Consider the following 22,527-nt stretch of genomic DNA (forward strand, 5'->3'; position numbering starts at 1 on the left):
TTCCCTGAAACTACGCGAGAACAGCCTACCGGCCGAATAAAACCCCAGCTCAGGAAGTATGGTCCCCGCACACGCGGGGTCGTCCGAGCAACTCGCCGAAGCTGAAACCGTGCAGGCCGTCGTCCCCGCGCCCGCGGAGCTTCCCCCGCCCCCGCAGTCGCCGGGGCCCCGCCCCGCACCCCCGCCCCCTGCGCAAAGCGTTGACGGGGTGGCATGGGCATGTAAGTCTGCGGAATGGGAGCGCTCCCAGCGTTCGATCCGGTCCTGCCCGAACCGTCACCCGCACTCCGCATCCGGAGGTTCCTCGTCATGCCCACCCCCATGTTCAGAAGCCGCCCAGCCCTGCGTCGGGCGCTCGTTGGGCTCCTCGGCTGTGCCCTTGCCGCCGGCTCGCTGCTCGGTGGGAGCGCCCAAGCCGCCCCCAGCCCCACCGGCCCCGCCGGCGCCAGCCCCGCCCGCGCCGAAGCCCAAGCCGCCGCCTCCATCCGTCTCAACCAGCACGGCTACCTCCCCGACGGGCCCAAGCGCGCCACCGTCGTTTCCTCCTCCGGCAGCCCCACGCCCTGGCAATTACGCTCCAGCAGCGGCGCCGTGCTCGCGTCCGGGGTCAGCGCGCCCCGTGGTGGCGACACCGCGTCCGGGGAGTCCACCCATACCGTCGACTTCTCCTCGTACACCGGGACCGGCACCGGGCTCACGCTCGCCGTCGACGGGCAGGGGGCGAGTCATCCGTTCGACATCTCCGCCGGGCTCTACAACACCCTCCGCTCCGACGCCATGTCGTTCTTCTACCAGCAGCGCAGCGGCATCGCCATCGACGCCTCGCTCGCCGGAGGCGCCGCCTACGCCCGCCCCGCCGGGCATCTCGGCGTAGCACCCAACAAGGGTGACACCAGCGTGCCCTGCCAGGCCGGGGTCTGTGACTACAGCCGGGATGTACGCGGCGGGTGGTACGACGCCGGCGACCACGGGAAGTACGTCGTCAATGGCGGGCTCGCCACCTGGCTGCTCGTCAATTCCTTCGAGCGGGCCAAGCGCGCCGGGACCGATGGCGCCCTCGGGGACTCCACCCTCCGGATCCCCGAGCGCGGCAATGGCGTGCCCGATGTGCTCGACGAGGCCCGCTGGGAGATGGAGTTCCTGATGCGGATGCAGGTGCCGGAGGGGCGGCCGCTTGCCGGGATGGCGTTCCACAAGATCCATGACGCGAACTGGACCGGGCTGCCCATGCGGCCCGAACTCGACAGCCAGCAGCGCGAGTTGCACCGTCCCTCCACCGCCGCCACCCTCAATCTCGCCGCCACGGCCGCCCAGTGCGCCCGCGTCTACGCGCCGTACGACGCCGCCTTCGCCGCCCGCTGCCTCGACTCCGCACGCCGCGCCTGGACCGCCGCCCGCGCCAACCCGGCCGTCATCGCGCCGGATTCGGACGGCAACGGTGGCGGGGCGTACGGCGACGCCACCGTCAGCGACGAGTTCTACTGGGCCGGCGCCGAGCTGTACGCGACGACCGGCGAGGCCGCGTACCGCGACGTCGTCACCGCCTCCTCCTGGCACACCTCGCCCGGCGCCTTCACCTCCTTCGGCTTCGGCTGGGCCGACACCGCCGCCCTCGGCCGGATCGTCCTCGCCACCGTCCCCACCGGTCTGCCCGCCGGCGAGACCACTCGCCTGCGCGCCTCGGTCACGGCCGCGGCCGACAGCCACCTGAGCACCATGTCCGGCCAGGGATACGCCGTACCGCTCCCCTCCACCGCGTACGTCTGGGGCTCCAACGGCCAGGTCGCCAACAACGGCATCGTCATGGCCGTCGCGTACGGACTGACCGGCCAGCAGCGCTACCGCGCCGGCAGCATCGAGACGCTCGACTATCTGCTGGGGCGGAACGCGCTCGGTCAGTCGTACGTCACCGGGTACGGCGAGCAGGCATCCCGCAACCAGCACCACCGCTTCTGGGCCAACCAGTACGACGCCTCGTTCCCCAACCCGCCCGCCGGGTCCATCGCCGGCGGGCCCAACGCCGCGCTCCAGGACCCGGTCGCGGAGGAGGAGTTGGCCGGCTGCAAGCCCGCGGCCTGCTACATCGACGACATCGGCTCGTACTCGACCAACGAAGTGGCGGTCAACTGGAACGCGCCGCTGGCCTGGCTCACCCAGTTCGCCGCCGAAACCTCCGGCGACGACGGTGACGGTGACGGCGGGGACGGCGGGGACCCCGGTACGCCGGCCGCCGGCTGCGCGGTGACGTACGGGATCGACAGCGCGTGGAACAACGGGTTCACCGCCACCGTGACCGTCAAGAACACCTCCACCACCCCGGTCGACGGCTGGACGCTCGGCTGGTCGTACCCGGGCGGGCAGCGGGTGACCGGCGCCTGGAACGCCACGGTCACCCAGAGCGGTACGGCCGTCACCGCCAAGGACGCCGGCTGGAACAGGACGATCGCGCCCGGGAGTTCGGTGAGCTTCGGCTTCCAGGCCACCTTCACGGGGACCAATCCCGCGCCGGCCGGCTTCACCCTGAACGCGGCCACCTGCGCCTGACCGCCGCCCGACCCCCGGCCGGCCCTCACCCGGTCCCCGCCCGACCTGTGCCCGACCTGCGCCAATAGCTGCGCCCGCAGCCGCCACGGTCCCCTTCGGCCGTGGCGGCTCAGCGGGTACGGTCCGGACCCCGCCAGTCCGGTCCCGCGCCACTCCGTCTCCCGCCACTCCGTCTCCCGCCGGTCCGTCCCCCGCCGGTCCCGTCCCCCGCCGGTACGATCAGCCACCGGAACGGTCGAGCGACCAGTCAAGCGATCAGCAGAAGGCGGCGAAACCCGGTGGCAGCGAGCGAGCGGAGAGCGGCGCCGCTCAGGAGTGATGCCCGGCGCAACCGCGCCCTCCTCACCGAAGCCGCCCGCGAGGTCTTCGCCGAACAGGGCCTGGACGCCCCCCTCGACGAGATCGCCCGCCGCGCCGGCGTCGGAAACGCCACGCTGTACCGGCACTTCCCCGACCGGGGCGCGCTCGTCGAGGCCGTCTTCCACGACACCCTCGCCGCGACCGCCCGCGCCGGTGAGCAGGCGCGGCAGTACGAGGACGCCTGGGCCGGCCTCACCGCGTACTTCGACTCGGTCTTCGCGGGCCTGGCCGCCGACCGCGGCGCCAACGACCTGATGACCACCGGGATTCCGGGCGTGCCCTCGCTGGACACGCTGCACACCGAGAACCGGGAGACGGTCCGCCTTCTGGTACTGCGGGCCCAGCGGCAGGGCACGATGCGCGCGGACCTGACGACGGAGGATGTGCTCTTCGTCCTGGCCGCGCTCGGCCGTACCGTACCGGCCCTCGCGGCCACCGCCCCCGAAGCCTGGCGCCGCTATCTGGCCCTCACCCTCAACGGCCTTCACGCCACGTCGCCCATGTCTCCCACACCGCCCACTCCCCCGGCTCCCTCCACACCGTCCGCTCCCCTCGCGGCCCCGCCCCTCACCCCCACCGAACTCACCGAAGTCCTCAGAGACCTGGGCCCCCACCGCACGCACTGAAACCCGCTGACACTCGCTGACGCCCGCCGGCCCGGAAGCCACAATGGGGGCCGGACCGGGTGAAAGGAGCAGGGGTGACAGGGCACGCGATACCCGAGGAATATCTGGCGGGGTATGCGGAGAACCTCGCTGCCGTCGCCGCCACCGGCCGCCGGCTCACCCGGGACGAACTCCTCGCCCGCAGGGAACTGGGACGCCGGGCCGCCGAAGCCGGCTTCGGACTGCGCGCGCTGGTGGGCGCGCACCTCGCCGAGGCGCGGCTGCGATGGCCCACTGCCGGTCAAAACACAGGCACGGGCTCCAGCACCGACACAGGCACGGTCCCCAGCACCAGCACCGGACCCAGCGCCGACACCAGCACCAGCACCAGCCTCCGTATCCTCGCCGCCGTCGAACAGGCCGTCGACGCCTTCGCCGAAGGGTACGAGCGGGCCCAGCGGCTGGCCGTACGCCAAGAGGTGGGCGCCCGGCGGGAGTTCGTGGACGATCTGCTGTACGGGCGGAGCGATCCGGGCCGGCTGGCCGAGCGCGCCGAGCGGTTCGGGCTGCGGCTCTCGTACGCGCATGCCGTGGCCGTCGCCGAGGGCTCCGTACCGTACGACGAGGAGGAGCCCGTACCGCGCGCGGTGGAGCAGTCGCTGATCGGGCGGTTCGGGGACCGGAGTGTGCTGCTCACCACCAAGGACGGGCGGCTGGTGTGTGTCGCGCCCGGCGACCAGGGGGAGGTGCTGGCGTACTTCGCCGAGCAGGCGTTCGCCGCCACGGACGGCGGGCGGGTCGCGATCGGGCGCCCGCAGCAGGGAGTCGGCGGGGTGGTGCAGTCGTACGAGGAGGCCCTCAACGTCCTTGATCTGGCGGCCCGGCTCGATATGGACGCCCCTGTCCTGCGCGCCGCCGACCTGCTGGTCTATCCAGTGCTCACCCGCGACCGGCAGGCCATGACCGAACTCGTCCTCGGCACGCTCGGACCGCTGGAGGCCGCCCGGGGCGGGGCCCGGCCGCTGCTCGAAACGCTCACCGCGTACTTCGACGCGGGGTGCGTGGCCGCGGAGGCCGCGCGGCGGCTGTCGCTGAGCGTGCGGGCCCTGACGTACCGGCTGGAACGGATCCACCAGCTCACCGGCGCCGACCCCGCCGACCCGATGCACCGCTACACCTTGCAGACGGCGGTGATCGGGGCGAGATTGCTGGACTGGCCCGCGAAGCCGTTCTGAAACCATTCCGGGTTCAGGCGCGTGAAGGTAAGTACGGCCGACGGCCGACGGCAGCCGCTGACAGCCGACGGACGGTGGCAGCCGGTGGCCGGTGGGCAACCGGTGGCCGGTGGCAGGTGGGCAACCGGTGGCAATCGTCGGACGGTGGCCTGAAACAACCTGCTGCGAACAGTCTGCTGTCGGCATAAAGAACGCGTTAAGACTGCCGGGTTCCGGCAATGCGCACGGTCGTCCATTGATGGGAACATGGGGCCCTGCCCGAGGGGGACCACGGGGGATTCCGGGGGCAGGGGGGAGGGGGTCCGATGACCGTGTTTCTGGGTCTCGGCATCGCGGGGATCGTACTGCTCGTCCTGTCATTGATCTTCGACGGGATTCTCGAAGGGCTCTTCGGCGGTATCTCGCTGCTGAACGGGCTGTTCGACGGGCTGCTTTCGCTGCCGGTGATCGCCGGGTTCGTCTCGATGCTCGGATTCACCGCGGCGATCGTGGAGGGCAGTACGGATCTCGGCACGGCACCGGCGGTCGTCGCGGGGGCGGCGGCCGGTGCCGGGGCGGCCTGGCTGACCTGGAAGTTCAGCAAGGCGCTGATGCGGGACGACCAGACCGTGGCGACACCGCGGGGGGACGATCTCGTGGGCACCGCGGGCACGGTCGTCACGGCGATCCCGGCCGGCGGATACGGGGAAGTGCTGCTGCGGCTCGGCGGCCAGACGGTGAAGTACGCCGCGAAGGGCGAGGAGCCGGTGGAGCGCGGAGCCGAGATCTGGGTGGAGGCGACGTTGTCGTCAAGTTCGGTGTCGGTACGCCGAGTTCAGCGCTGACCGGTCCGCGGGGACCGGGACCTCCGGTACGGGGACCGGGACCCCCGGTACGGGGACCGGGACCCGCCGCACGGATGTCCGTCGCACGCCGTACGGATATCCCTGGCACGCCGTACGGATCCCCGGCAGGCCGCATCGGCTTGTACGCCGCAGGGACATCCCTTGCGAATCGTTTCGAACTGCCGTCCCTCGGGGGGACGAAGGAGAGGGCATCATGAGTCCAGTCGTCATCGCCGTGCTCGGGGTCGTCGTACTCGCCGTCCTGCTGGCACTGGCCGTCATCACGCGGTACAAGGTCGCCGGGCCCAGCCAGGCGTTCATCGTCACCGGCCGGCGCGGCAAGCGGTCGACGGATCCGGCGACCGGCCGGGTGTCCGTGGACACCAGCGGCCAGAAGGTCGTGGTCGGCGGCGGGGTGTTCGTCGTGCCGTTCGTCCAGCAGCGGTTCACGCTCGACCTGTCCAGCCGGCACATTCCGGTCGCCGTGCGCGGCGCCGTCACCCTGCGCGGGGTGAAGGCGAACCTGGACGGGGTCGCGATCGTCAAGGTCGGCGGCACGGAGGACTCGATCCGGGCCGCGGCGCAGCGGTTCCTCAGGCAGCAGGGCGGGATCGTCGGGTTCACCCAGGAAGTGCTCTCCGGTGCGCTGCGTTCGATCGTCGGCCGGATGTCGGTGGAGGACATCATCCGGGACCGGGCGGCCTTCGCCGGACAGGTCGCGGAGGAGGCGGAGGCGAGCCTGGCCGGGCAGGGTCTGATGCTCGACGCGTTCCAGATCCAGGACATCACCACCGAGGGTTCGTATCTGGAGGACCTCGGGCGCCCCGAGGCCGCGCGCGCCAAGCAGGAGGCGGACATCGCGGAGGCGGTGGCGCGGCGGGCGGCCGAGCAGGCGCGGCTCAAGGCCGAGGAGGAGATCGCGATCGCGCAGCGTACGTTCGCGCTGAAGCAGGCCGAGATCAAGGCCGAGACGGACGAGGCGGCGGCGCGGGCGGCGGCAGCGGGGCCGCTGGCGCGGGCGGCGCGCGAACAGGACGTGCTCGCCGAGCAGGAGAAGGTGGCGCAGCGGCAGGCCGCGCTGACCGACCGCGAACTCGACACCAAGGTCCGCAAGCCCGCGGACGCGGCGCGCTACCAGGCCGAGCAGGAGGCCGAGGCCCGTCGTATCGCCCTGGTCAAGCAGGCCGAGGCCGACGCCGAACGCTCGCGGCTCACCGGTGAGGGCGAGAAGGCACGGCGCGCTGCGCTCGCGGCGGCGGTACGGATCGAGGGCGAGGCGGAGGCCGCGGCGATCGGTGCGAGGGGTGCGGCGGAGGCGGACGCCATGCACAAGAAGGCGGACGCGTTCGCGCGGTACGGGGACGCGGCGGTGCTCCAGATGCTGGTCGAGGTGCTGCCGACGGTGGTCTCGAAGGCGTCCGAACCGCTGAGCGCGGTCGACAAGATGACGGTGATCTCGACGGACGGCGCGAGCCGGCTCTCCCGTACGGTCGCGGACAATGTCGCGCAGGGCGTCGAACTGCTCAGCTCCACCACGGGAGTTGACCTGGCGACACTGCTGAAGGGCCTGGCGGCGGGCCGGACGGAAGCGGGGGCGACGACGGGCGGGAGCGACGGCGCCACCGGGGCGGCTCCGGCCAACGGGCAGGTGGAGATCACGGATTGACGCGCTGGAGCGAGGGGGGAGGGGCCCGGTCGGCGGGGGGAGCCGACCGGGCCCCTCTGCGTGTGGGTACGGTTCGCGATCCGGCACCCCACCCCCAACGCCAACCCCCATTCCCGACCCCCGACCTCCGCCCCCAAGCCCGCCCCCCGGGCCCGCCACTGGAGACGCTTCTGCAAGTCGATCTCCGCCTTTTGGCTCGCATCAGCAAGCCATATACACACTCTTGGCTCGCATCCGAGATTCCCCGTCGCGGCGGCTGGGCATCACCCCTGGTGGCCATCGCCTCCGGAGGGGGAATCCCATGACCCGGCCCAGCCACAGCCCCGATCCGACCCCCAGCGCCAGCCCGAGCACCAGCGCCAACGGCAACGCCAGCACCAGCACCAGCACCAGCACCAGCAGCCCATCGTCGTCCGCCGTCGCCCTGCTGCTCGCCGGCGAGGTCGAGCGGCCCGTCTCACTGACCGTCGCGGATCTGCGCGAGCGATGGGAGCAGCACCGTGCGGACGTGGTGTTCCACTGCGCCACCAGCGGGCCCCGGCACCATGTCTTCGAGGGCCCGCTGCTGCGGGAGGTCGTCGACACGGCGAAGCCGGCCTTCGACGCGCGGCGGCGCAAGGACCGTTCGCGCTTTCTGCTCGCCGTGACCGGCGGGGACGGGCACCATACGGTGCTGTCCTGGGCGGAGTTGGACGCCGACTTCGGCAACGTACCCGTCCTGCTCGCGACCACCATGGACGGGGAGCGGCTGGACACGGCGGGCAGTCAGCTCGTCGTGCCCTCGGACCACTGCGGGGCGCGCTACATCAGCGCGATCACCAACGTCTGGGTCGGCGGCATCGCCGGCAGAGACGGCGGCCGCCCCGGAACGCCGCCCCTCACCGTCACCGCTGCCGACACCACCGCCCTCTCCCCCGCCGACACGACCGCCGTCGCCACTGCCGTCGCCGCTCAGCCGCCGACCCGCGCGACCCCCACGTAGAACGAGCTGTGCGCGTCCTCCGGCGCCGGGGTGTCCTTGTACCAGTTCGGGGCCGTCACCAGCCCCGGTTCCACCATCTCAAGACCCTCGAAGAACCGTTCCACCTCGGCCCGGCTCCGCAGCCGCAGCGAGATCCCGCCCTTCCCGTACGTATCGTTCACATGGCCCACCAGCTTGTCCGGCTGGAAGTCGGCCGTACCGTGCGAGAACAGCAGCAGACTCCCCGCCGGCAGCGACTCCACCAGCGTGCGCGTGATGCCGTACGGGTCGTCCTCGTCCGGGATGAAGTGCATCAGCGCGATCAGCGACAGCGCGATCGGCCGCTCGAAGTCCAGGATCCCGCGCGCGTGGTCGAGGATCTCGTCCGGCCTGCGCACATCCGCCTGGATGTAGTCGGTGGCGCCCTCGCGCGTGCTGATCAGCAGGGCTTCCGCGTGGCGGAGCACGATCGGGTCGTTGTCGGTGTAGACGACCCGGGACGCCGGAACGATTCCCTGGACGATCTGGTGGAGATTAGGCTCGGTGGGGATGCCCGTGCCGATGTCGAGGTACTGGTCGATCCCGGACCCGGCCACCCAGGCCGCGGCCCGGTGCATGAAGGCGCGGTTCAGCCGGGCGTCCTGCTTGGAGGCGTCGGGGAGCTTCTTGCCTATCTCCTGGTCGACGGTGTAGTTGTCCTTGCCGCCCAGGAGATAGTCGTAGACCCGCGCGGGATGCGGCTTGCTGGTGTCGACCTGGGGTTTGGGGATGCCTGTGGTCATCGGTGGGACTCCGTAATTCTGTTACCTGGTGGATCGGGGGTACGGGGGGTACGGCGGGCACGGGGCGCACGAGGGGTACGGAGGGATCCGGCGCGGCGTCGCGGTGCGCGGCGTCACGGTGCGCGGCGTCACCGCTCCACGCGTCACGGTGCGCGGCGTAACGGTTCGCCGCGTCACGGTTCGCCGCGTCATGATGCGCGCCGTCACGATGCGCGGCGTCACGGCTCGACGCATCGCTGTTCGCCGCGTCACAGGCCCCACATCTCCTTGCGGAAGCGCGCCAGGATCTCCTTCGTCCGCCCCGCGGACTCCGCGTGCGCGACCATCCGGTCCATCGCTTCCTTGTGCTCGGACAGTTCGCCGGCCTTGTCGAGATACAGCGCGCCGGTCAGATACTCGATGTAGACGATGTCCGGCACCTCGGGTATCGCGAAGCGGAAGAGGACGAACGGGCTGTACGTGCCGGGGTGGTGGCCGGACGCGAACTCGGCTATCTGGATCGTCACGTTGGGCAGCTCGGCCATCGCCAGCAAGTGGTCTATCTGACCCCGCATCACCTCGGACGACCCGACCGGCCGGTGCAGCACGGTCTCGTCCATGACCACCCAGAAGACCGGTGGCGACTCCGCGCGCGTGAGCAGCTTCTGCCGCTCCAGCCGCAGCGCGACACGTCGCTCGACGCGCCCCGGATCGGACCGTCCGACCTCGCCGAACTTCAGCACGTAACGCGCGTAGTCCTCCGTCTGGAGCAGCCCCGGTACGAAATGCGGTTCGTAGCAGCGGATGGTCTTCGCCGCTCCCTCAAGGCTCACATAGCCGCCGAACCAGTCCGGCAGCACGTCGTAGAACCGCTGCCACCAGCCGGGCTTCACCGCTTCCTCGGTGAGCCGGATGAATTCGGCGCGCTCGGCGTCATCGAGGCCGTACGCGGACAGCAGTATCTCGACGTACGGGATCTTCAGCCCGACCTCGGACATCTCCATGCGCCGAATGGTCGCGGCGGTCACATGCAGCAGTTTGGCGGCCTGGTCACGGGTGAGACCCGCCTGCTCACGGAGGGTCTGCAACTGTCTGCTGAGGACGATCTGTCCGATGGTAGGCGCAGAACGCGGTTCGCTCACACCTCACCACCGAACACCAGCGCCATAGGGGCAGTCTCCCACAGGGGCCGGGTCCAGGACATGGGGGCTTGGGGCGGACGGGCCGTGAACGTACGGGAGTTACATGGCGGCCGCACCCCGGCCATATCGCACTAAAGCGGGCTAAACATCCCTCCATTCGGAGGCAAAGATGAACTTACGACATCGCACGGGATACCTTGCAGTGGCCGCCGGATGTCCATCGACGGTTAGCATCGAGTTCCGCCGTACCGCTGTGCCCGCTGTTCCGCTGTGCCCGCTGTTCCGTTTGTGCGCCGCTTCTGCTTGTCCGCTGTTCCGCTTGTCCGCTGTTTCCGCCGTCGACCGAGAGCTGGGTGATCCGGACGTGTCCCGACCGCGTGTGGGTGTGGCCGTGCTGACCATGGGAACCCGGCCTGTGGAGCTGCGGGCCCTGCTCGATTCCGTGGCCAAGCAGCGGGAGCCCGCCGCGCGGATCGTGGTCGTCGGCAATGGCGCGCCGCTGCCCGAGCTGCCCGCCGGGGTCGTCGGCATCGAGCTGGAGCGGAATCTCGGGGTGTCCGGCGGGCGCAATGTCGCCCTGCGCGAGCTGCGCGCGGCCGGGGACGTGGACGTACTGGTGGACCTGGACGACGACGGCCTGCTCATCGAGGCCGATGTGATCTCACGGGTCGCCGATCTGTACGAGGCGGACGCGCGGCTCGGCGTCATCAGCTTCCGGATCGCGGACGAGACGGGGTTCACGGCGCGGCGGCACGTACCGCGGCTGCGGGTGGACGATCCGATGCGGGGCGGGGAGGTGACCACGTTCCTGGGCGGGGGTCACGCGCTGTCCATGCCGATGCTGGACGAGATCGGCGGCTGGCCGGACCAGTTCTTCTTCACGCATGAAGAGACCGATCTGGCGTGGCGGGCGCTGGACGCGGGGTGGACGATCCGGTACGAACCGGAACTGGTCCTCCAGCATCCGCGCACCTCGCCCGCGCGGCACGCGGAGTTCTACCGGATGACCGCCCGCAACCGCGTCTGGCTCGCCCGCCGCCACCTCCCGGCCCCGCTGGTCCCGGTCTATCTGGGCAACTGGATCCTGCTGACGGTGGCCCGTACCCGCTCGGCGAGCGGCCTGCGGGCGTGGTTCGGCGGCTTCTACGAGGGAATCCGCACGGCCTGCGGCACCCGCCGCCCGATCCGCTGGCGGACGGTGGGCCGGATGACGGCGCTGGGACGCCCGCCGGTGATCTGAGGGGGCCGCCCCTGGTGGTACGGGACGGCCCCAGCGGTACGGTCCGTACGGTCCGCCGCGGACGATGCTTGCCGCGGACGGCTACCAGAGGGCGCTGCAGGTGCTGGTGTTGCAGGCCTTCAGCGCGAACTTCTTGACGTTCTGGTACGAACCCCAGGAGTAGGAGCCGGCCGGCGTGCGCAGGTGGGTCTGCTCGACACCCTCGAAGAAGACCCGGATGTGGACGCCCGAGGTCGGGTCGCCGGACCAGTCCCCGTCGTACCGGCCCGCGCTGTCCGGGTTCACCCAGGACTTGCAGACATACGCCGAGCCGCCGCCCGAGGTCGGGTAGATGGTCCCGCACTGCGATCCGGCCGCACCGGAGACCGCGGCGTTGGCGGTGTTCGGCATGAACACCGCCGCCGCCATGATGCCACCGGCCATCGCTGCCTTCGTCAACTTGCCGAACATGGTTCCTCCTCAGGAACGCCGGGAGTGCCTGCCTTGCGAGACCGAGCCTGTCGTCCCGGCATTGCGAAAACCTGTGACGGTCCTTGAATCCCCTGGCCAGGGCGTCGGCGGCGGACGGCGGGCAGCTCACGGCGGCCGGACAGGACCTAGTCCAGTTCGCGTTCCCGTGTCTCCGGGAGTGCGCGTACGCACAGCAGCGAGACCACGGCCGTCGCGCTGATGTACAGGCCCACCGACGCCGAGCCGAAGCCGGACTGGAGGCGTGGCACGACCAGGGGGAGACCGCGCCGCCCAGGACGCCGCCCAGGTTGTACGAGAGGGACGAGCCCGAGTAGCGGACGCGCGCCGGGAACAGTTCCGGCAGGTACGCGCCCATCGGGCCGGACGTCACGCCCACGCAGAACACCGCGCCGCCCATGGCCACCGCCATCACCACCGGGTGTCTGGTGTCGAGCAGCGGGAACAGCAACAGGCCCCAGACCGCGGCCAGTCCGCAGCCCGTCAGCACCAGTTTCCGCCGGCCGGCCGTGTCGGAGCGGGTGGCGGCGAGCCAGATCGCGGTGGCGAGGAAGAAGCAGGCGATCAGCGACAGCGCCAGCATCGTATTGCGCGGCATGCCCAGGGTTGTCGTGGTGTACGACAAGCCGTAGGTCATCGACGAGTAGAAGAGCGTGTACACAACGGCCATGGCGCCCGCGCCGAGCAGCAGTTCGCGCGGATGGCGCCGCAGGAGTTCCGCCATGGGTGCGCTGCTCGTCGTCCGGTGCGCCACGGACCGTGCGAAGACGGGGGTCTCGCTGATCTTCAGCCGTACGACCAGTCCGACCACGACCAGCAGGAACGACAGCAGGAACGGAACGCGCCATCCCCAGCTCGCGAAGGCCGCCTCGTCGAGCGACGCGGACATCAGCCAGAAGACGCCGGTGGCGGCGGAGAAGCCGACGGGCGGGCCGAGTTGGGGAAACGCCGCGTACAGCCCGCGCCGCTCGCGGGGCGCGTGCTCCACGGCGAGCAGCACCGCGCCGCCCCACTCGCCGCCGATCCCGATCCCCTGGAGGAAGCGGAGCAGCACGAGCAGCGCGGGTGCCCAGCTCCCCAGCGTGGCGTAGCCGGGCAGCAGCCCCACCATCACCGTGGACAGCCCCATCAGCAGCAACGAGGCGACCAGGACGGACTTGCGGCCGACGCGGTCGCCGAAGTGCCCGAAGACGAGCGAACCGATCGGGCGGGCCAGAAAGGCGACCGCGTACGTGGAGAACGACGCGAGCGTGGAGTTGAGGGGGGAGAGGTTGGGGAAGAAGACGTCGTCGAGGACGAGCGCCGCGGCCATGCCGTAGATGAAGAAGTCGTACAGCTCGATGGTGTTGCCGATAAAACTCGCGACGGCAACCCGGCGCGGGCTCTCCCGCTTCCCCGGCCCGCCGGCGGCGGGCCTCGCGGGGGTGCGTGCGGGGGCGGGTACGGGGGACGGAGGACTCGTCGCTCTCGATCGTGCGCGTGGGTTCACCACAGGATGTGCAGCCTTTCGGGTACGCGCTGGATGTTGCCCGTGCGCCAGACCAACTGGCCTGCGGGCAGGGCCGGTCGCGATCCCAGCGGGTGTTCCATGAACCCGTCCCCCCTCACGCAAAGCAACAGATCTTTACGGAGAGTGACTTTCCGCAGACGACACCAGGTATGCGGCACTCCCCCGAACGAGTGATCACCCCGGGGCCAAGGACCGCCACCGCCGAACGAGCGCCCCCGGCGCCCACCCCGTCACACACACCACCCCACACCGCCCCCGCCCGCACAATTCCGCGCAATCCGGAGCCGCGCCGCCCCGCGGGCGTGCCGTTGGCGTTCGCGGTATCCCGTTTGTGGTGATTTATAACGAACGCACACCTTCGGGGCGACGGGAGCGCGGGCGTGATGGGGCGGCTGACCGGTGAGGGCAGGGTGACTGTGGTGCGGTTGTTGCAGCGGTGGCCCGGGCGGTATGGGGTCGTCGCCTATACGACCCAAGGTGCGTACGGGGAGACCGCGCTCGTCGGGTACGTGTCCGTGCCCGGCGTTGCCGATCTCAGCCTCATGGACGTCGCCGCGCGGCACCAGCCCGCGCTGATGTACGGGTCGACCGGGGCCGAAGGGTTCGCCGAGGCGTGCTGGCTGATCTCCGTCGGGTGGAGCGCGCGTACCGTGCCCAAGCCCGGGACGCTCGAACTGCCGCACGCCGTCTGGGCGATGGAGGTCGAGCGGACCGTTGAACTCGGCGGAGTCATGTACGGCCACACCCGCCTCCACGTCGGCCGCTTCACCCTCGCCGACCCCGCCGACCAGGCCCGCGCCCGCGCCCTCCTGAACCCGGCCCCCGGCCCCGGACCAGACCCCGGACCCGGCGACGCGCCCCGCTGACGCGGGCTCACGCGTCGAACCGGCGGCGGGAGTCCTCGATGTGGCCCAGGTAACGGTGCGTCCAGTCGCACATCGTGTCGACCGTCTTGCGCAGCGCCCGGCCCGGCTCCGTAAGGGTGTACTCGACCCGCGGCGGCACGGTGGGGTGCACGTCCCGTTCGATCAGGCCGTACCGCTCCAGCATGCGCAGGTTCTGGGTGAGCATCTTGTGGCTGATGCCCTCGACCTCGTTCCGCAACTCGCCGAAGCGCAGCGTCCGTTCGCCCACGGCCTCGATGATCAGGAGCGCCCACTTGTTGGCGACGTCCGAGAAGATCTCCCGCGCCAAGGAGTCCGCGCGCCTCAGGTTCGCTTCGTCGGGCAAGCCCTCGTACTGCTTGGTCACCATTGGGTTCCCCAGTCACCAAAAAGTGCATTCTTCCACGTCAGCGACCACTCTCCTACAGTTCCCAAGTACCCACAAGAGACCACGGGGTCTCAGGACAAGGAGACCGTCAGCATGGCCATCACCCTCGTGAACCCCAGCGGACTGCCGGAAGTCGACGCCTACCGGCAGGTGTCGATCGCGACCGGCTCGAAGCTGGTCTTCATCGCCGGACAGGTCGCCTGGAATGCCCAGGGGGTCACGGTCGGCCACGGTGACCTCGCCGCACAGGTCGAGCAGTGCTACCTCAATGTCGGCACGGCCCTGGCCGGGGCCGGTGCCTCTTTCGAAGACGTGGCGAAACTGACCGTGTACGTCGTCGACTGGACCCCCGACAAGCTGCCCGTGTTCATGGAGGGGGTCGCCCGGGCAGCCGCGAAGCTGGGGGTCGCGCCCGTACCACCGGGCACGCTGCTGGGCGTCGCGGCGCTGGACGTGCCCGAGCATCTGGTCGAGGTCGAAGCCACGGCGGTCGTCGACTGAACAACACGGGGCGGGGCTCGCCCCGGACCCGGACCCGGCGACGCGCCCCGTTGAGCAGCCGCCCCCGATCCGGGCCGGGCCCGGACGCGTGTCGCGCCGCGCGAGGGCCGGTCCCGGCTCGGCCGGCCGGGGTCGGCCCTCGCGGTTCAGCCGTCGGTGTTCAGCCCGCGTTGAGGCAGGTGTTGGCCGCTGCCGGGTTGAGGAGGGAGAGGATGTCGATCGTGTTGCCGCACAGGTTGATCGGGACTTCGATCGGGATCTGAATGGCGTTTCCGGAAAGGACGCCCGGCGACCCCTTCACGATGGCCTCCGCTTCCGAGTCGGCGAATGCGGGCCCGCCCCCGGCGGCCAGGAGGCTCCCGGCGATCGCGATCACGACACCGGCCTTCTTCAGCTTCTTCATTGGCGCTCCTCATCCCTCGTCAGACGTCGCCGTGGCCAATTCCACAGCTACGTCCGAGGGGTAACCTCCGGGCGCAAACATCACGCTCCGTAATGGCATTTTCCACCTGTTCGCGTGACGGCGGACCCGGCAGACGGCTCGGCAGCGCGATGCCCCGACAGCCATCGCACCCTCCGCCGCCCGGTTCCAGAGCGCTGAAACCGTCGTGAAACCGCGCTGAACGCGCCCTCCCGCAATCTCTGCGGCATGACGACAACGACATCGCACTCACCCGCCATCGCGGCCAAGGGGCTGCGCAAGGCCTACGGGGACAAGACAGTCCTCGACGGCATCGACCTGATGGTGCCGGCCGGCACCGTCTTCTCCCTGCTCGGCCCGAACGGCGCCGGCAAGACCACCGCTGTCAAGATCCTCTCCACCCTCATCACCGCCGACGCCGGAGACCTGCACGTCGGCGGCCACGACCTGGCAGCCGACCCGCAGGCCGTACGGGCGGCGATCGGCGTCACCGGGCAGTTCTCCGCCGTCGACGGCCTGATCACCGGCGAGGAGAACATGCTCCTCATGGCGGACCTGCACCATCTCCCGCGCCCCGCGGGCCGCCGTACCGCCGCCGAGCTGCTGGAGCGCTTCGATCTCACCGACGCCGCGAAGAAGCCCGCCTCCAGCTACTCCGGCGGTATGAAGCGCCGACTCGACCTCGCCATGACGCTGGTCGGCGACCCGCGGATCATCTTCCTCGACGAGCCGACCACCGGCCTCGACCCGCGCAGCCGCCACAACATGTGGGGGATCATCCGCGAACTGGTCGCCGACGGCGTCACCGTCTTCCTCACCACCCAGTACTTGGAGGAGGCCGACGAGCTCGCGGACCGCATCGCCGTGCTCAACAACGGCAGGATCGCCGCACAGGGCACCGCCGACGAGCTGAAGCGGCTCATCCCGGGCGGACACGTCCGGCTCCGCTTCACCGACCCGGACGCGTACCGGTCCGCCGCCGTCTCCCTGCGCGAGGTCACCCGGGACGACGAGGCGCTGACGCTTCAGATCCCCAGCGACGGCAGCCAGCGCGAGCTGCGCTCCATCCTCGACCGGTTGGACTCGGCCGGCATCGAGGCGGACGAGCTGACCGTGCACACCCCCGACCTCGACGACGTGTTCTTCGCCCTGACCGGCAGCGGCGCCGAGACCGGCAGCACCACGAGCGACCGCGCCACGACCGGCAGCGCCACGAGCGACCGCGCCAGGACCGACCGCGCCACGACCGGCAGCACCACGACCGGCCGCGCCACGAACAGCCACGTCACGACCGACCGTACCGACCTCCCCAGCCGCGGCACCGGCCACGGCACCGACCACTCCAAGGAGACCCTCCGATGAGCGCCCTCTCCCTCGCCGTCCGCGACTCGCACACGATGCTGCGCCGCAACCTGCTGCACGCGCGGCGCTACCCGTCCCTCACCCTGAACCTGCTGCTCACGCCGATCATGCTGCTGCTGCTCTTCGTCTACATCTTCGGCGACGTGATGAGCGCGGGCATCGGCGGCGGCGGAGCCGACCGCTCCGACTACATCGCTTACATCGTCCCCGGCATCCTGATGATGACCATCGGCGGCACCGTGATCGGGGCCGCGGTGTCCGTCGCCACCGACATGAACGAGGGCATCATCGCCCGCTTCCGTACGCTGGCGATCCACCGCGGGTCCGTGCTCGTCGGGCATGTCGTCGGCAGCGTGCTCCAGTGCGTCGCCAGTGTGGTCCTCGTCGGCGCCGTCGCCCTGGCCATCGGCTTCCGGTCCACCGACGCCACGGCCCTGGAGTGGCTGGCGGCGTTCGGACTGCTCACGCTGTTCTCCCTGGCGCTCACCTGGATCGCGGTCGGAATGGGCATGGCCAGCCCGAACGCCGAGGCGGCCGCCAACAGCGCACAGCCGCTGGTCCTCCTCCCCCTCATCTCCAGCGCCTTCATCCCGGCCGACACGATGCCGGGCTGGTTCCGGCCGATCGCCGAGTACCAGCCCTTCACCCCCGCCATCGAGACCCTGCGCGGACTGCTGCTGGGCACCGAGATCGGCAACAACTGGTGGATCGCCGTCGTCTGGTGCGTCGGCCTGGCCGCGCTCGGCTACCGCTGGTCGACGTCGTCGTTCAACCGCGACCCGAAGTAACCGCCATGACAGCGCGGGCTGCCGCACGCAGCTCGTCCCGCTCCAGGGCGGCGTACTCCGACACCGCGTCGGCGTACGCCGCCCTGCCGGCGTCCCCGGCGGCCCCGACCGCCTCCCGGGCACGGTCCGCCGACATCGTCGGGTGGAAGTCCCGCTGCACCCCCAGCCGTTCGGCCAGCGCGATCATCCGTACGGCATCCACACCGGCCCCGCCCCCGACATCGGCACCGGCATCCGCACCAGCCCCAGCCCCAGCACCAGCACCAGCACCAGCACCCACACCCGCACCCGCACCCGCACCACCCGACGCGAGCCCCGCCATGCCGAGCGCGTGCAGCATCGTGCCGAACAGGGGGAGTTCGGAGGGCGGGCCGACCGGATCGGCGAGCAGCGTCCGCAGCCGCTGCCGCAGCCGTTCGACCACGTCCGCGACCAGCCCGAGCCGCCCGGCGTACGCGTGCGCCGTCACCGCCACCGCCTGGGTCAGATACGGCCACGGGCCGAGCAGGGCGTCGCCGCCGCGCGTCGAGCCGACCGTGAGCACGCGCTCCACCTCGCCGCGCCACAGGCCGAGCCCGACCTCCGTCAGACCGCGGGCGAGCGCTATCTCGGCGCGCCCGCCGAGGTCGGGCCGGTAGTAGTCGTCCTGCCGCGGCGGGCTGTCGCTCTCCGCCCGCCGCAGCCAGTACTCGGCCTCGTCGGGGTCGCCGCGCTGAAGGCAGGCGAGGACGAGGGAGGAGCGGATGAAGATGTAGTCGTGCCCGTCGTTGAGCCGCGGCAGCACCTTGAGCACCGCCTTGAGGTGCCCGTACGCCTCCTCGCCCCGCCCCAGCCGCAAGTACAGCTCGCTCAGCCGGGAATGCCCCATGAGCTGCACGGACGGATTGTCGACCGGGGCCAGTTCGGTGATCATCCGGCGGGCCGAGATGAGCGCGCGCTCGATGTCGTGCTCGTACTCCCAGACGTACGTGGCGATGGACTCGGCGATGCCGGCGACCAGCGGCTGCCCGCTGTCGCAGAGCCCCCGCAGCACGCCGTAGCCGGGCGGCAGCATCTCGGGGATGGCGCTCACCACGACCGCCGTGGCACGCAGCAGCGTGTCCGGCGGGGCCGCGGGCAGCCGCCGCAGGGTGACGAGCTGCCGTACGGCGCGCGGGCCGTGGCCCATGAACAGGCCCGCTGTGCACAACACCGCGGCGGCGCGGGTGACTTCGACGTATGCGGGCTCGGGGTGGTAGTGCGACAGCGCCTGGCCGGTGTCGGCGGCGAGGGCGGCGAGGCGGGGGAAGTTGGAGTCGGTGGACCACAGCGTGGCGAGGACGGCGGTGAGGGCGGCGATCGTGGGGCCGTCCGTACGGGCCAGGGCCTGCCGCAGGGCCAGTACGAGGTTGTCCTGCTCGGCCTTGATCCGCTCCCAGGCGGCCAGGGGTTCCGGGCTGAACAGCGCGTCGTGGTGCGCGACCGCGAAGTCCCGTGCCCAGGTAAGGAACCGGCTGACGGCCGCCTCGTCCTCGCCCGCCTCCGCGCGCCGGGCCGCGCTGAACTCCCGTACGGTCTCCAGCATCCGGAACCGCACGCCGGCCGGGGTGTCGGCGACGGTGAGCAGCGACTGACCGGCCAACTGCTCCAGCAGAAGCAGCGCGTCCTCGCCGAGGACCCGCTCCGCCGCCTCGCCCGAGAAGCCGCCGGGGAAGACGGACAGCGTGCGCAGCGCCGCCCGGCCGTCCTCCGCGAGCAGGTTCCAGCTCCACTCCACCACCGCGTGCAGCGTACGGTGGCGCTCCGGCACGCCCCGCACCCCGCCGCGCAGCAGCGCGAACCGGTCGCCGAGGCGGCGGGCTATCTCCGGCACCGAAAGCACCCGCACCCGCGCCGCGGCCAGCTCCACGGCGAGCGGCAGCCCGTCGAGGTGCCCGCACAGCTCGGCCACCGCGTCCGGCGGCAGCTCCACACCGGGCCGGGCGCCCCGGGCCCGCTGGGTGAACAGTTCGGCGGAGGTGTCGGGACCCAGCTCCGGCAGCGCGTACACCGCCTCCGACGTGAGTCCCAGCGGGGCCCGGCTGGTGGCGAGCACCCGCAGGTCCTCGGACGAAGAGACCAGGGCCTGTACGAGGCCGGCGGCGCCCCGGACGACCTGCTCGCAGTTGTCCAGGACCAGCAGCGCGGGCCCGGAACCGAGCACGCCGAGAACGCCGGACACCGGGTCGGCCGGGGCGTGGCCGCTCATGGCGCCGGGCCGTCCCTCGCCCGCGCCGAGCGCGGAGGCCACCTCCGCGGCCACGTCCTCGTCCGCGGTGACACCGGCGAGCGGAACGAAATACACCACGCGCTGCTCGGCCCGGCGGCTGACGGCATGCGCGAGCCGCGTCTTGCCGAGGCCGCCGGGACCGACGACGGTGACGGCGCGCGAGGCGCGCAGCAGCCGCTCCACCGCCGCGATGTCCTCGTCCCGGCCGAGCAGCGGGTTCGGCTCGTGCGGCACACCGTGCCTGACCACCGGCGACTCGCCGCGCAGCAGCTCCCGCTGTACGGCCTTGAGCCCGGCTCCCGGATCCGTACCGAGCTGGTCGCGCAGCTCACGGCGGTACGCCTCGTACCGCGTCAGCGCGGCGGACGGGCCCGCCGTCGCGGCCTCGCCGCGCAGCAGCTCGGCGAGCACTTCCTCGTCGCGCGGATGTTCCGAGGCGGCCACGGCCAGCGGCCCGGCCGCCTCCGCGTGCCGCCCCAGCCGGGCGAGCGCGAGCGCCCGCGCGCGTACGAGCGTGCCGCGGACGGGGGCGCGCTCGGCGCGCAACGCGGCCAGGGGGTCGCCGGTGTCGCCGTCCGCGTCCGGGGTCCCCTCCCACAGGGCGAGCCCGGCCTCGGCCGCGGCCAGCGATCCCGCGTGGTCCCCGGCCCTGGCCCGGTCCGCGCTCGCCGCTGCGTGCAGCAGCAGGGCGGAGCTGTCGACCTGCTCCTCGGCGAGTGCGAGCCGGTATCCGGCCGGCGTGCTCACGATGACGTCGGCGCCCAGTTGCGTACGGGCCCTGGACACCAGGACCTGTAGCGCCTTTCCGGGCCGCTCCGGCAACTCGTCCGGCCACAGCCCCGCCACGAGCCGTTCGGTGCCGCACCCCGTGCGCGAGGCGCCCGCGAGCAGCGCGAGCAGACCGCGGAGCCGGGGCGCGGTGACCTCCTGTCCGCGATAGGCGACACGCGGCAGCAGGGTCAGGTCGGTGGTCACCCGTGCAGGTTAACCAAGCCCCGGCCCGCGGGAACTCCCCCCGCGAGCCGGTCTCCGGCCGCACGGTCCCCACCGGCCTCCGCACGGTCCCCACCGACTGCCGCGCCGTCCCTAACACGCTCCCGCGCCCAGGCCGCCGCGCCGTCCCTACACGCTGCCGCGCTGTCCCTCCAGGCTCGGCCGACCCAAGATCGTTTCGTGGTACGTCTTCCCGCGGCTCATTCCGAGCAGTCCGGCGACGGGCCGCATCGTCAGAGCGGTGGCGATCAAGTCGCCGATGCGCGGGGACAGTGCCTCGCCGAGCAGCAGCATGTTGGCCGTTCGCGGCAGTACGACACGTCGGCTCCCGCGCCGGACCGCGGTCACCACAGCGCGCGCGACATCTTCTGACGACAGCGGAGTCATGTGCCGGAACGGGGGCGGCATCTCGGCTTCCGCCGCCTCCTTCAGCAGATCGGTGGCGGTGAGCGCCGGATGGACCGCCACGACCCGGATACCGGCGTCGGCCACCTCCTGGCGGAGGCTGTCCGAGAACGCGGAGACCGCGTGCATCACGATCGCGTACGAGCCGAATCGGGCGAACGCCTTGCGCCCCATCACGGACGACATGTTGACGATCGTGCCCGAGCCCTGTCGCCGCAGTACCGGGAGTGCGCGCCGCGTCACGTCGATCATCCCGAACAGGCTCGCCCGCAGTGTCTGATGGACGTCCTCTTCAAACGCCGCCGATTCGATACCGCCCACCTTGCCGATTCCGGCGTTGTTCACCAGCACATCGATCCCGCCGAACCGGTCCACCGCAGCGTCCACCAGGGCCGCCACAGCATCGTGCGAGGTCACATCGGTCGGCACCGACAGCACTTCAGCGCCCAGATCGCGAACCTCGTTCTCCACCTGAGTGAGCCGCTCCACCGAGCGGGCCGCGAGAACGAGCCGCGCTCCTTCCCGGGCGAACGCCAGCGCGACGGCCCTGCCGATTCCCCGTGATGCGCCCGTGACCAGCACCACCTTGTTCGCGAAGAACGCGTTCACGATGACTTCCCTTTCGTGTTGCATATACAACATGTAGTGCGACATGTGCCGCCGGGACGCTCCCGAGCCGACCCCGTCTCCGTCTCCGACCCCGTCTCCGCCTGATACGCGCTAGTAGGCGCGCTAGGCGTCCGGCGCGTACCCCATGCCGCCCGCGATCCCCTGGACCGCGCCCACGCCCGTCGTCCCGAGAAGCCGCGCGGCCTGCCGCTGAGCCTCCCGCCACTCGGGCATCACGGACTCGACCTTGGCCTGGCCGGCACGGGTGAGCGCGATCTCCCGTATCCCTTTCGCATCGGACGACAGGGCCTCGATCCAGCCGCGGTTCAGCAGGAGATTCACATTCCGGCTGACCGTGGACCTCTCCAGTTGCAGCACATCGCCGAGCCTGGACGGTGGACACGGACCGGCCTTGCCCAGCGCGGCCAAGAGGTTGACCTGCGCGATGGTCACCCCATGACCGGCGAGGGCGCCGTCGTACAGGCTCGTGACGGCCCGGCCGATCAGCCGGACACGTACCGCCAGACAGTCGCGCACAATCTCGTCGATGGAAGAAGCACTCACGTCTCCAGTGTTGTACATGCAACAAGCAGAGTCAACCCGAACCGCCCC

General features: G+C 71.3%; 19 protein-coding genes and 2 pseudogenes. 11 read left to right on the top strand and 10 right to left on the bottom strand.

Translation table 11 applies throughout. The features are described 5' to 3' along the window. Positions 1 to 309: 309 nt before the first annotated feature. The 6 genes and pseudogenes from KQY30_RS16800 to KQY30_RS16825 form a co-directional block, all read left to right on the top strand. Positions 310 to 2,544 carry a glycoside hydrolase family 9 protein gene (locus tag KQY30_RS16800; protein WP_217307526.1) on the top strand — a complete coding sequence of 745 codons (2,235 nt, stop codon included), beginning with the start codon at positions 310 to 312 and terminating at the stop codon, positions 2,542 to 2,544. Between the two features lie 278 nt (positions 2,545 to 2,822). Beyond that, the gene (locus KQY30_RS16805) at positions 2,823 to 3,530 is read left to right on the top strand and encodes a TetR/AcrR family transcriptional regulator (RefSeq protein WP_217307527.1); all 708 of its coding nucleotides are present in this window, start codon (positions 2,823 to 2,825) and stop codon (positions 3,528 to 3,530) included. A 74-nt stretch (positions 3,531 to 3,604) separates the two neighbouring features. Then, a complete protein-coding gene (locus KQY30_RS16810) occupies positions 3,605 to 4,744 on the top strand; it encodes a CdaR family transcriptional regulator (RefSeq protein WP_217307528.1) in 1,140 nt (379 codons plus the stop codon). A 305-nt stretch (positions 4,745 to 5,049) separates the two neighbouring features. Further along, positions 5,050 to 5,568 (top strand): NfeD family protein, encoded by a 519-nt coding sequence (locus KQY30_RS16815; protein ID WP_217307529.1) that lies wholly within the window; start codon positions 5,050 to 5,052, stop codon positions 5,566 to 5,568. Positions 5,569 to 5,782: 214 nt separating this feature from the next. Next, complete coding sequence (locus KQY30_RS16820) at positions 5,783 to 7,234, top strand: flotillin family protein (RefSeq protein ID WP_217307530.1); 1,452 nt, start codon at positions 5,783 to 5,785, stop codon at positions 7,232 to 7,234. A gap of 301 nt (positions 7,235 to 7,535) precedes the next feature. Then, positions 7,536 to 8,069: pseudogene (locus KQY30_RS16825) on the top strand (molybdopterin-dependent oxidoreductase); the annotation flags it as partial. 116 nt (positions 8,070 to 8,185) lie between these two features. Here the strand turns inward: KQY30_RS16825 and KQY30_RS16830 are convergent. After that, positions 8,186 to 8,977, bottom strand: a complete 792-nt coding sequence (locus KQY30_RS16830; RefSeq protein WP_217307532.1) for an SAM-dependent methyltransferase — start codon at positions 8,975 to 8,977, stop codon at positions 8,186 to 8,188. 248 nt (positions 8,978 to 9,225) lie between these two features. Then, complete coding sequence (locus KQY30_RS16835) at positions 9,226 to 10,098, bottom strand: helix-turn-helix transcriptional regulator (RefSeq protein WP_217307533.1); 873 nt, start codon at positions 10,096 to 10,098, stop codon at positions 9,226 to 9,228. A 400-nt stretch (positions 10,099 to 10,498) separates the two neighbouring features. Between KQY30_RS16835 and KQY30_RS16840 the strand changes: the two genes are divergently transcribed. Continuing rightward, complete coding sequence (locus tag KQY30_RS16840; RefSeq protein WP_217307534.1) at positions 10,499 to 11,338, top strand: glycosyltransferase family 2 protein; 840 nt, start codon at positions 10,499 to 10,501, stop codon at positions 11,336 to 11,338. Between the two features lie 81 nt (positions 11,339 to 11,419). Here KQY30_RS16840 and KQY30_RS16845 read toward each other — a convergent pair whose 3' ends face one another. From KQY30_RS16845 to KQY30_RS16850, 3 genes and pseudogenes are all read right to left on the bottom strand, one after another. Continuing rightward, complete coding sequence (locus tag KQY30_RS16845) at positions 11,420 to 11,788, bottom strand: hypothetical protein (protein ID WP_217307535.1); 369 nt, start codon at positions 11,786 to 11,788, stop codon at positions 11,420 to 11,422. 146 nt (positions 11,789 to 11,934) lie between these two features. Further along, the gene (locus KQY30_RS37455; protein WP_367997426.1) at positions 11,935 to 12,057 is read right to left on the bottom strand and encodes a hypothetical protein; all 123 of its coding nucleotides are present in this window, start codon (positions 12,055 to 12,057) and stop codon (positions 11,935 to 11,937) included. A gap of 65 nt (positions 12,058 to 12,122) precedes the next feature. Then, positions 12,123 to 13,118: pseudogene (locus tag KQY30_RS16850) on the bottom strand (MFS transporter); the annotation flags it as partial. Positions 13,119 to 13,699: 581 nt separating this feature from the next. Between KQY30_RS16850 and KQY30_RS16855 the strand changes: the two are divergent. Next, a complete protein-coding gene (locus KQY30_RS16855) occupies positions 13,700 to 14,182 on the top strand; it encodes a hypothetical protein (protein WP_217307536.1) in 483 nt (160 codons plus the stop codon). A gap of 7 nt (positions 14,183 to 14,189) precedes the next feature. Here the strand turns inward: KQY30_RS16855 and KQY30_RS16860 are convergent, their stop codons facing one another. Continuing rightward, on the bottom strand, positions 14,190 to 14,570 hold the full coding sequence (locus tag KQY30_RS16860) for a helix-turn-helix domain-containing protein (protein ID WP_217307537.1): 381 nt from the start codon (positions 14,568 to 14,570) through the stop codon (positions 14,190 to 14,192). Positions 14,571 to 14,681: 111 nt separating this feature from the next. Here KQY30_RS16860 and KQY30_RS16865 point away from each other — a divergent pair, with 111 nt between their 5' ends. Next, entirely contained in the window at positions 14,682 to 15,089 is a 408-nt protein-coding gene (locus KQY30_RS16865) for a RidA family protein (RefSeq protein ID WP_217307538.1), read from the top strand. Positions 15,090 to 15,249: 160 nt separating this feature from the next. Here KQY30_RS16865 and KQY30_RS16870 read toward each other — a convergent pair whose 3' ends face one another. Continuing rightward, a complete protein-coding gene (locus KQY30_RS16870; protein WP_217307539.1) occupies positions 15,250 to 15,492 on the bottom strand; it encodes a chaplin in 243 nt (80 codons plus the stop codon). Between the two features lie 246 nt (positions 15,493 to 15,738). Between KQY30_RS16870 and KQY30_RS16875 the strand changes: the two genes are divergently transcribed. Together KQY30_RS16875 and KQY30_RS16880 are read left to right on the top strand one after the other, a co-directional pair. Beyond that, positions 15,739 to 16,872, top strand: a complete 1,134-nt coding sequence (locus KQY30_RS16875; RefSeq protein ID WP_254407175.1) for an ATP-binding cassette domain-containing protein — start codon at positions 15,739 to 15,741, stop codon at positions 16,870 to 16,872. Next, complete coding sequence (locus KQY30_RS16880; RefSeq protein WP_217307540.1) at positions 16,869 to 17,660, top strand: ABC transporter permease; 792 nt, start codon at positions 16,869 to 16,871, stop codon at positions 17,658 to 17,660. Before KQY30_RS16875 ends, KQY30_RS16880 begins: the two co-directional genes overlap by 4 nt. On the opposite strand, the gene KQY30_RS16885 is transcribed toward KQY30_RS16880, so the two are convergent. From KQY30_RS16885 to KQY30_RS16895, 3 genes are all read right to left on the bottom strand, one after another. Further along, positions 17,641 to 20,883, bottom strand: coding sequence for a BTAD domain-containing putative transcriptional regulator (locus tag KQY30_RS16885; protein ID WP_217307541.1), 3,243 nt, complete (start codon positions 20,881 to 20,883; stop codon positions 17,641 to 17,643). The two genes, KQY30_RS16880 and KQY30_RS16885, sit on opposite strands and share 20 nt — an antisense overlap. 147 nt (positions 20,884 to 21,030) lie before the next feature. After that, positions 21,031 to 21,939, bottom strand: a complete 909-nt coding sequence (locus KQY30_RS16890) for an SDR family oxidoreductase (RefSeq protein ID WP_217307542.1) — start codon at positions 21,937 to 21,939, stop codon at positions 21,031 to 21,033. A 99-nt stretch (positions 21,940 to 22,038) separates the two neighbouring features. After that, positions 22,039 to 22,479, bottom strand: coding sequence for a MarR family winged helix-turn-helix transcriptional regulator (locus tag KQY30_RS16895; protein WP_217307543.1), 441 nt, complete (start codon positions 22,477 to 22,479; stop codon positions 22,039 to 22,041). Between the last annotated feature and the right edge of the window lie 48 nt (positions 22,480 to 22,527).

This window comes from Streptomyces sp. GMY02 (assembly GCF_019056675.1).
Classification (GTDB): Bacteria; Actinomycetota; Actinomycetes; order Streptomycetales; family Streptomycetaceae; genus Streptomyces; species Streptomyces odonnellii.

Coding starts and splice junctions, on each gene's coding strand:
- KQY30_RS16800 (WP_217307526.1), top strand. CDS start 310: ATGCCCACCCCCATGTTCAGAAGCCGCCCAGCCCTGCGTCGGGCGCTC.
- KQY30_RS16815 (WP_217307529.1), top strand. CDS start 5,050: ATGACCGTGTTTCTGGGTCTCGGCATCGCGGGGATCGTACTGCTCGTC.
- KQY30_RS16865 (WP_217307538.1), top strand. CDS start 14,682: ATGGCCATCACCCTCGTGAACCCCAGCGGACTGCCGGAAGTCGACGCC.
- KQY30_RS16880 (WP_217307540.1), top strand. CDS start 16,869: ATGAGCGCCCTCTCCCTCGCCGTCCGCGACTCGCACACGATGCTGCGC.
- KQY30_RS16830 (WP_217307532.1), bottom strand. CDS start 8,977: ATGACCACAGGCATCCCCAAACCCCAGGTCGACACCAGCAAGCCGCAT.
- KQY30_RS16890 (WP_217307542.1), bottom strand. CDS start 21,939: ATGCAACACGAAAGGGAAGTCATCGTGAACGCGTTCTTCGCGAACAAG.
- KQY30_RS16875 (WP_254407175.1), top strand. CDS start 15,739: ATGACGACAACGACATCGCACTCACCCGCCATCGCGGCCAAGGGGCTG.
- KQY30_RS16870 (WP_217307539.1), bottom strand. CDS start 15,492: ATGAAGAAGCTGAAGAAGGCCGGTGTCGTGATCGCGATCGCCGGGAGC.
- KQY30_RS16845 (WP_217307535.1), bottom strand. CDS start 11,788: ATGTTCGGCAAGTTGACGAAGGCAGCGATGGCCGGTGGCATCATGGCG.
- KQY30_RS16860 (WP_217307537.1), bottom strand. CDS start 14,570: ATGGTGACCAAGCAGTACGAGGGCTTGCCCGACGAAGCGAACCTGAGG.
- KQY30_RS16840 (WP_217307534.1), top strand. CDS start 10,499: ATGGGAACCCGGCCTGTGGAGCTGCGGGCCCTGCTCGATTCCGTGGCC.
- KQY30_RS16820 (WP_217307530.1), top strand. CDS start 5,783: ATGAGTCCAGTCGTCATCGCCGTGCTCGGGGTCGTCGTACTCGCCGTC.
- KQY30_RS16855 (WP_217307536.1), top strand. CDS start 13,700: ATGGGGCGGCTGACCGGTGAGGGCAGGGTGACTGTGGTGCGGTTGTTG.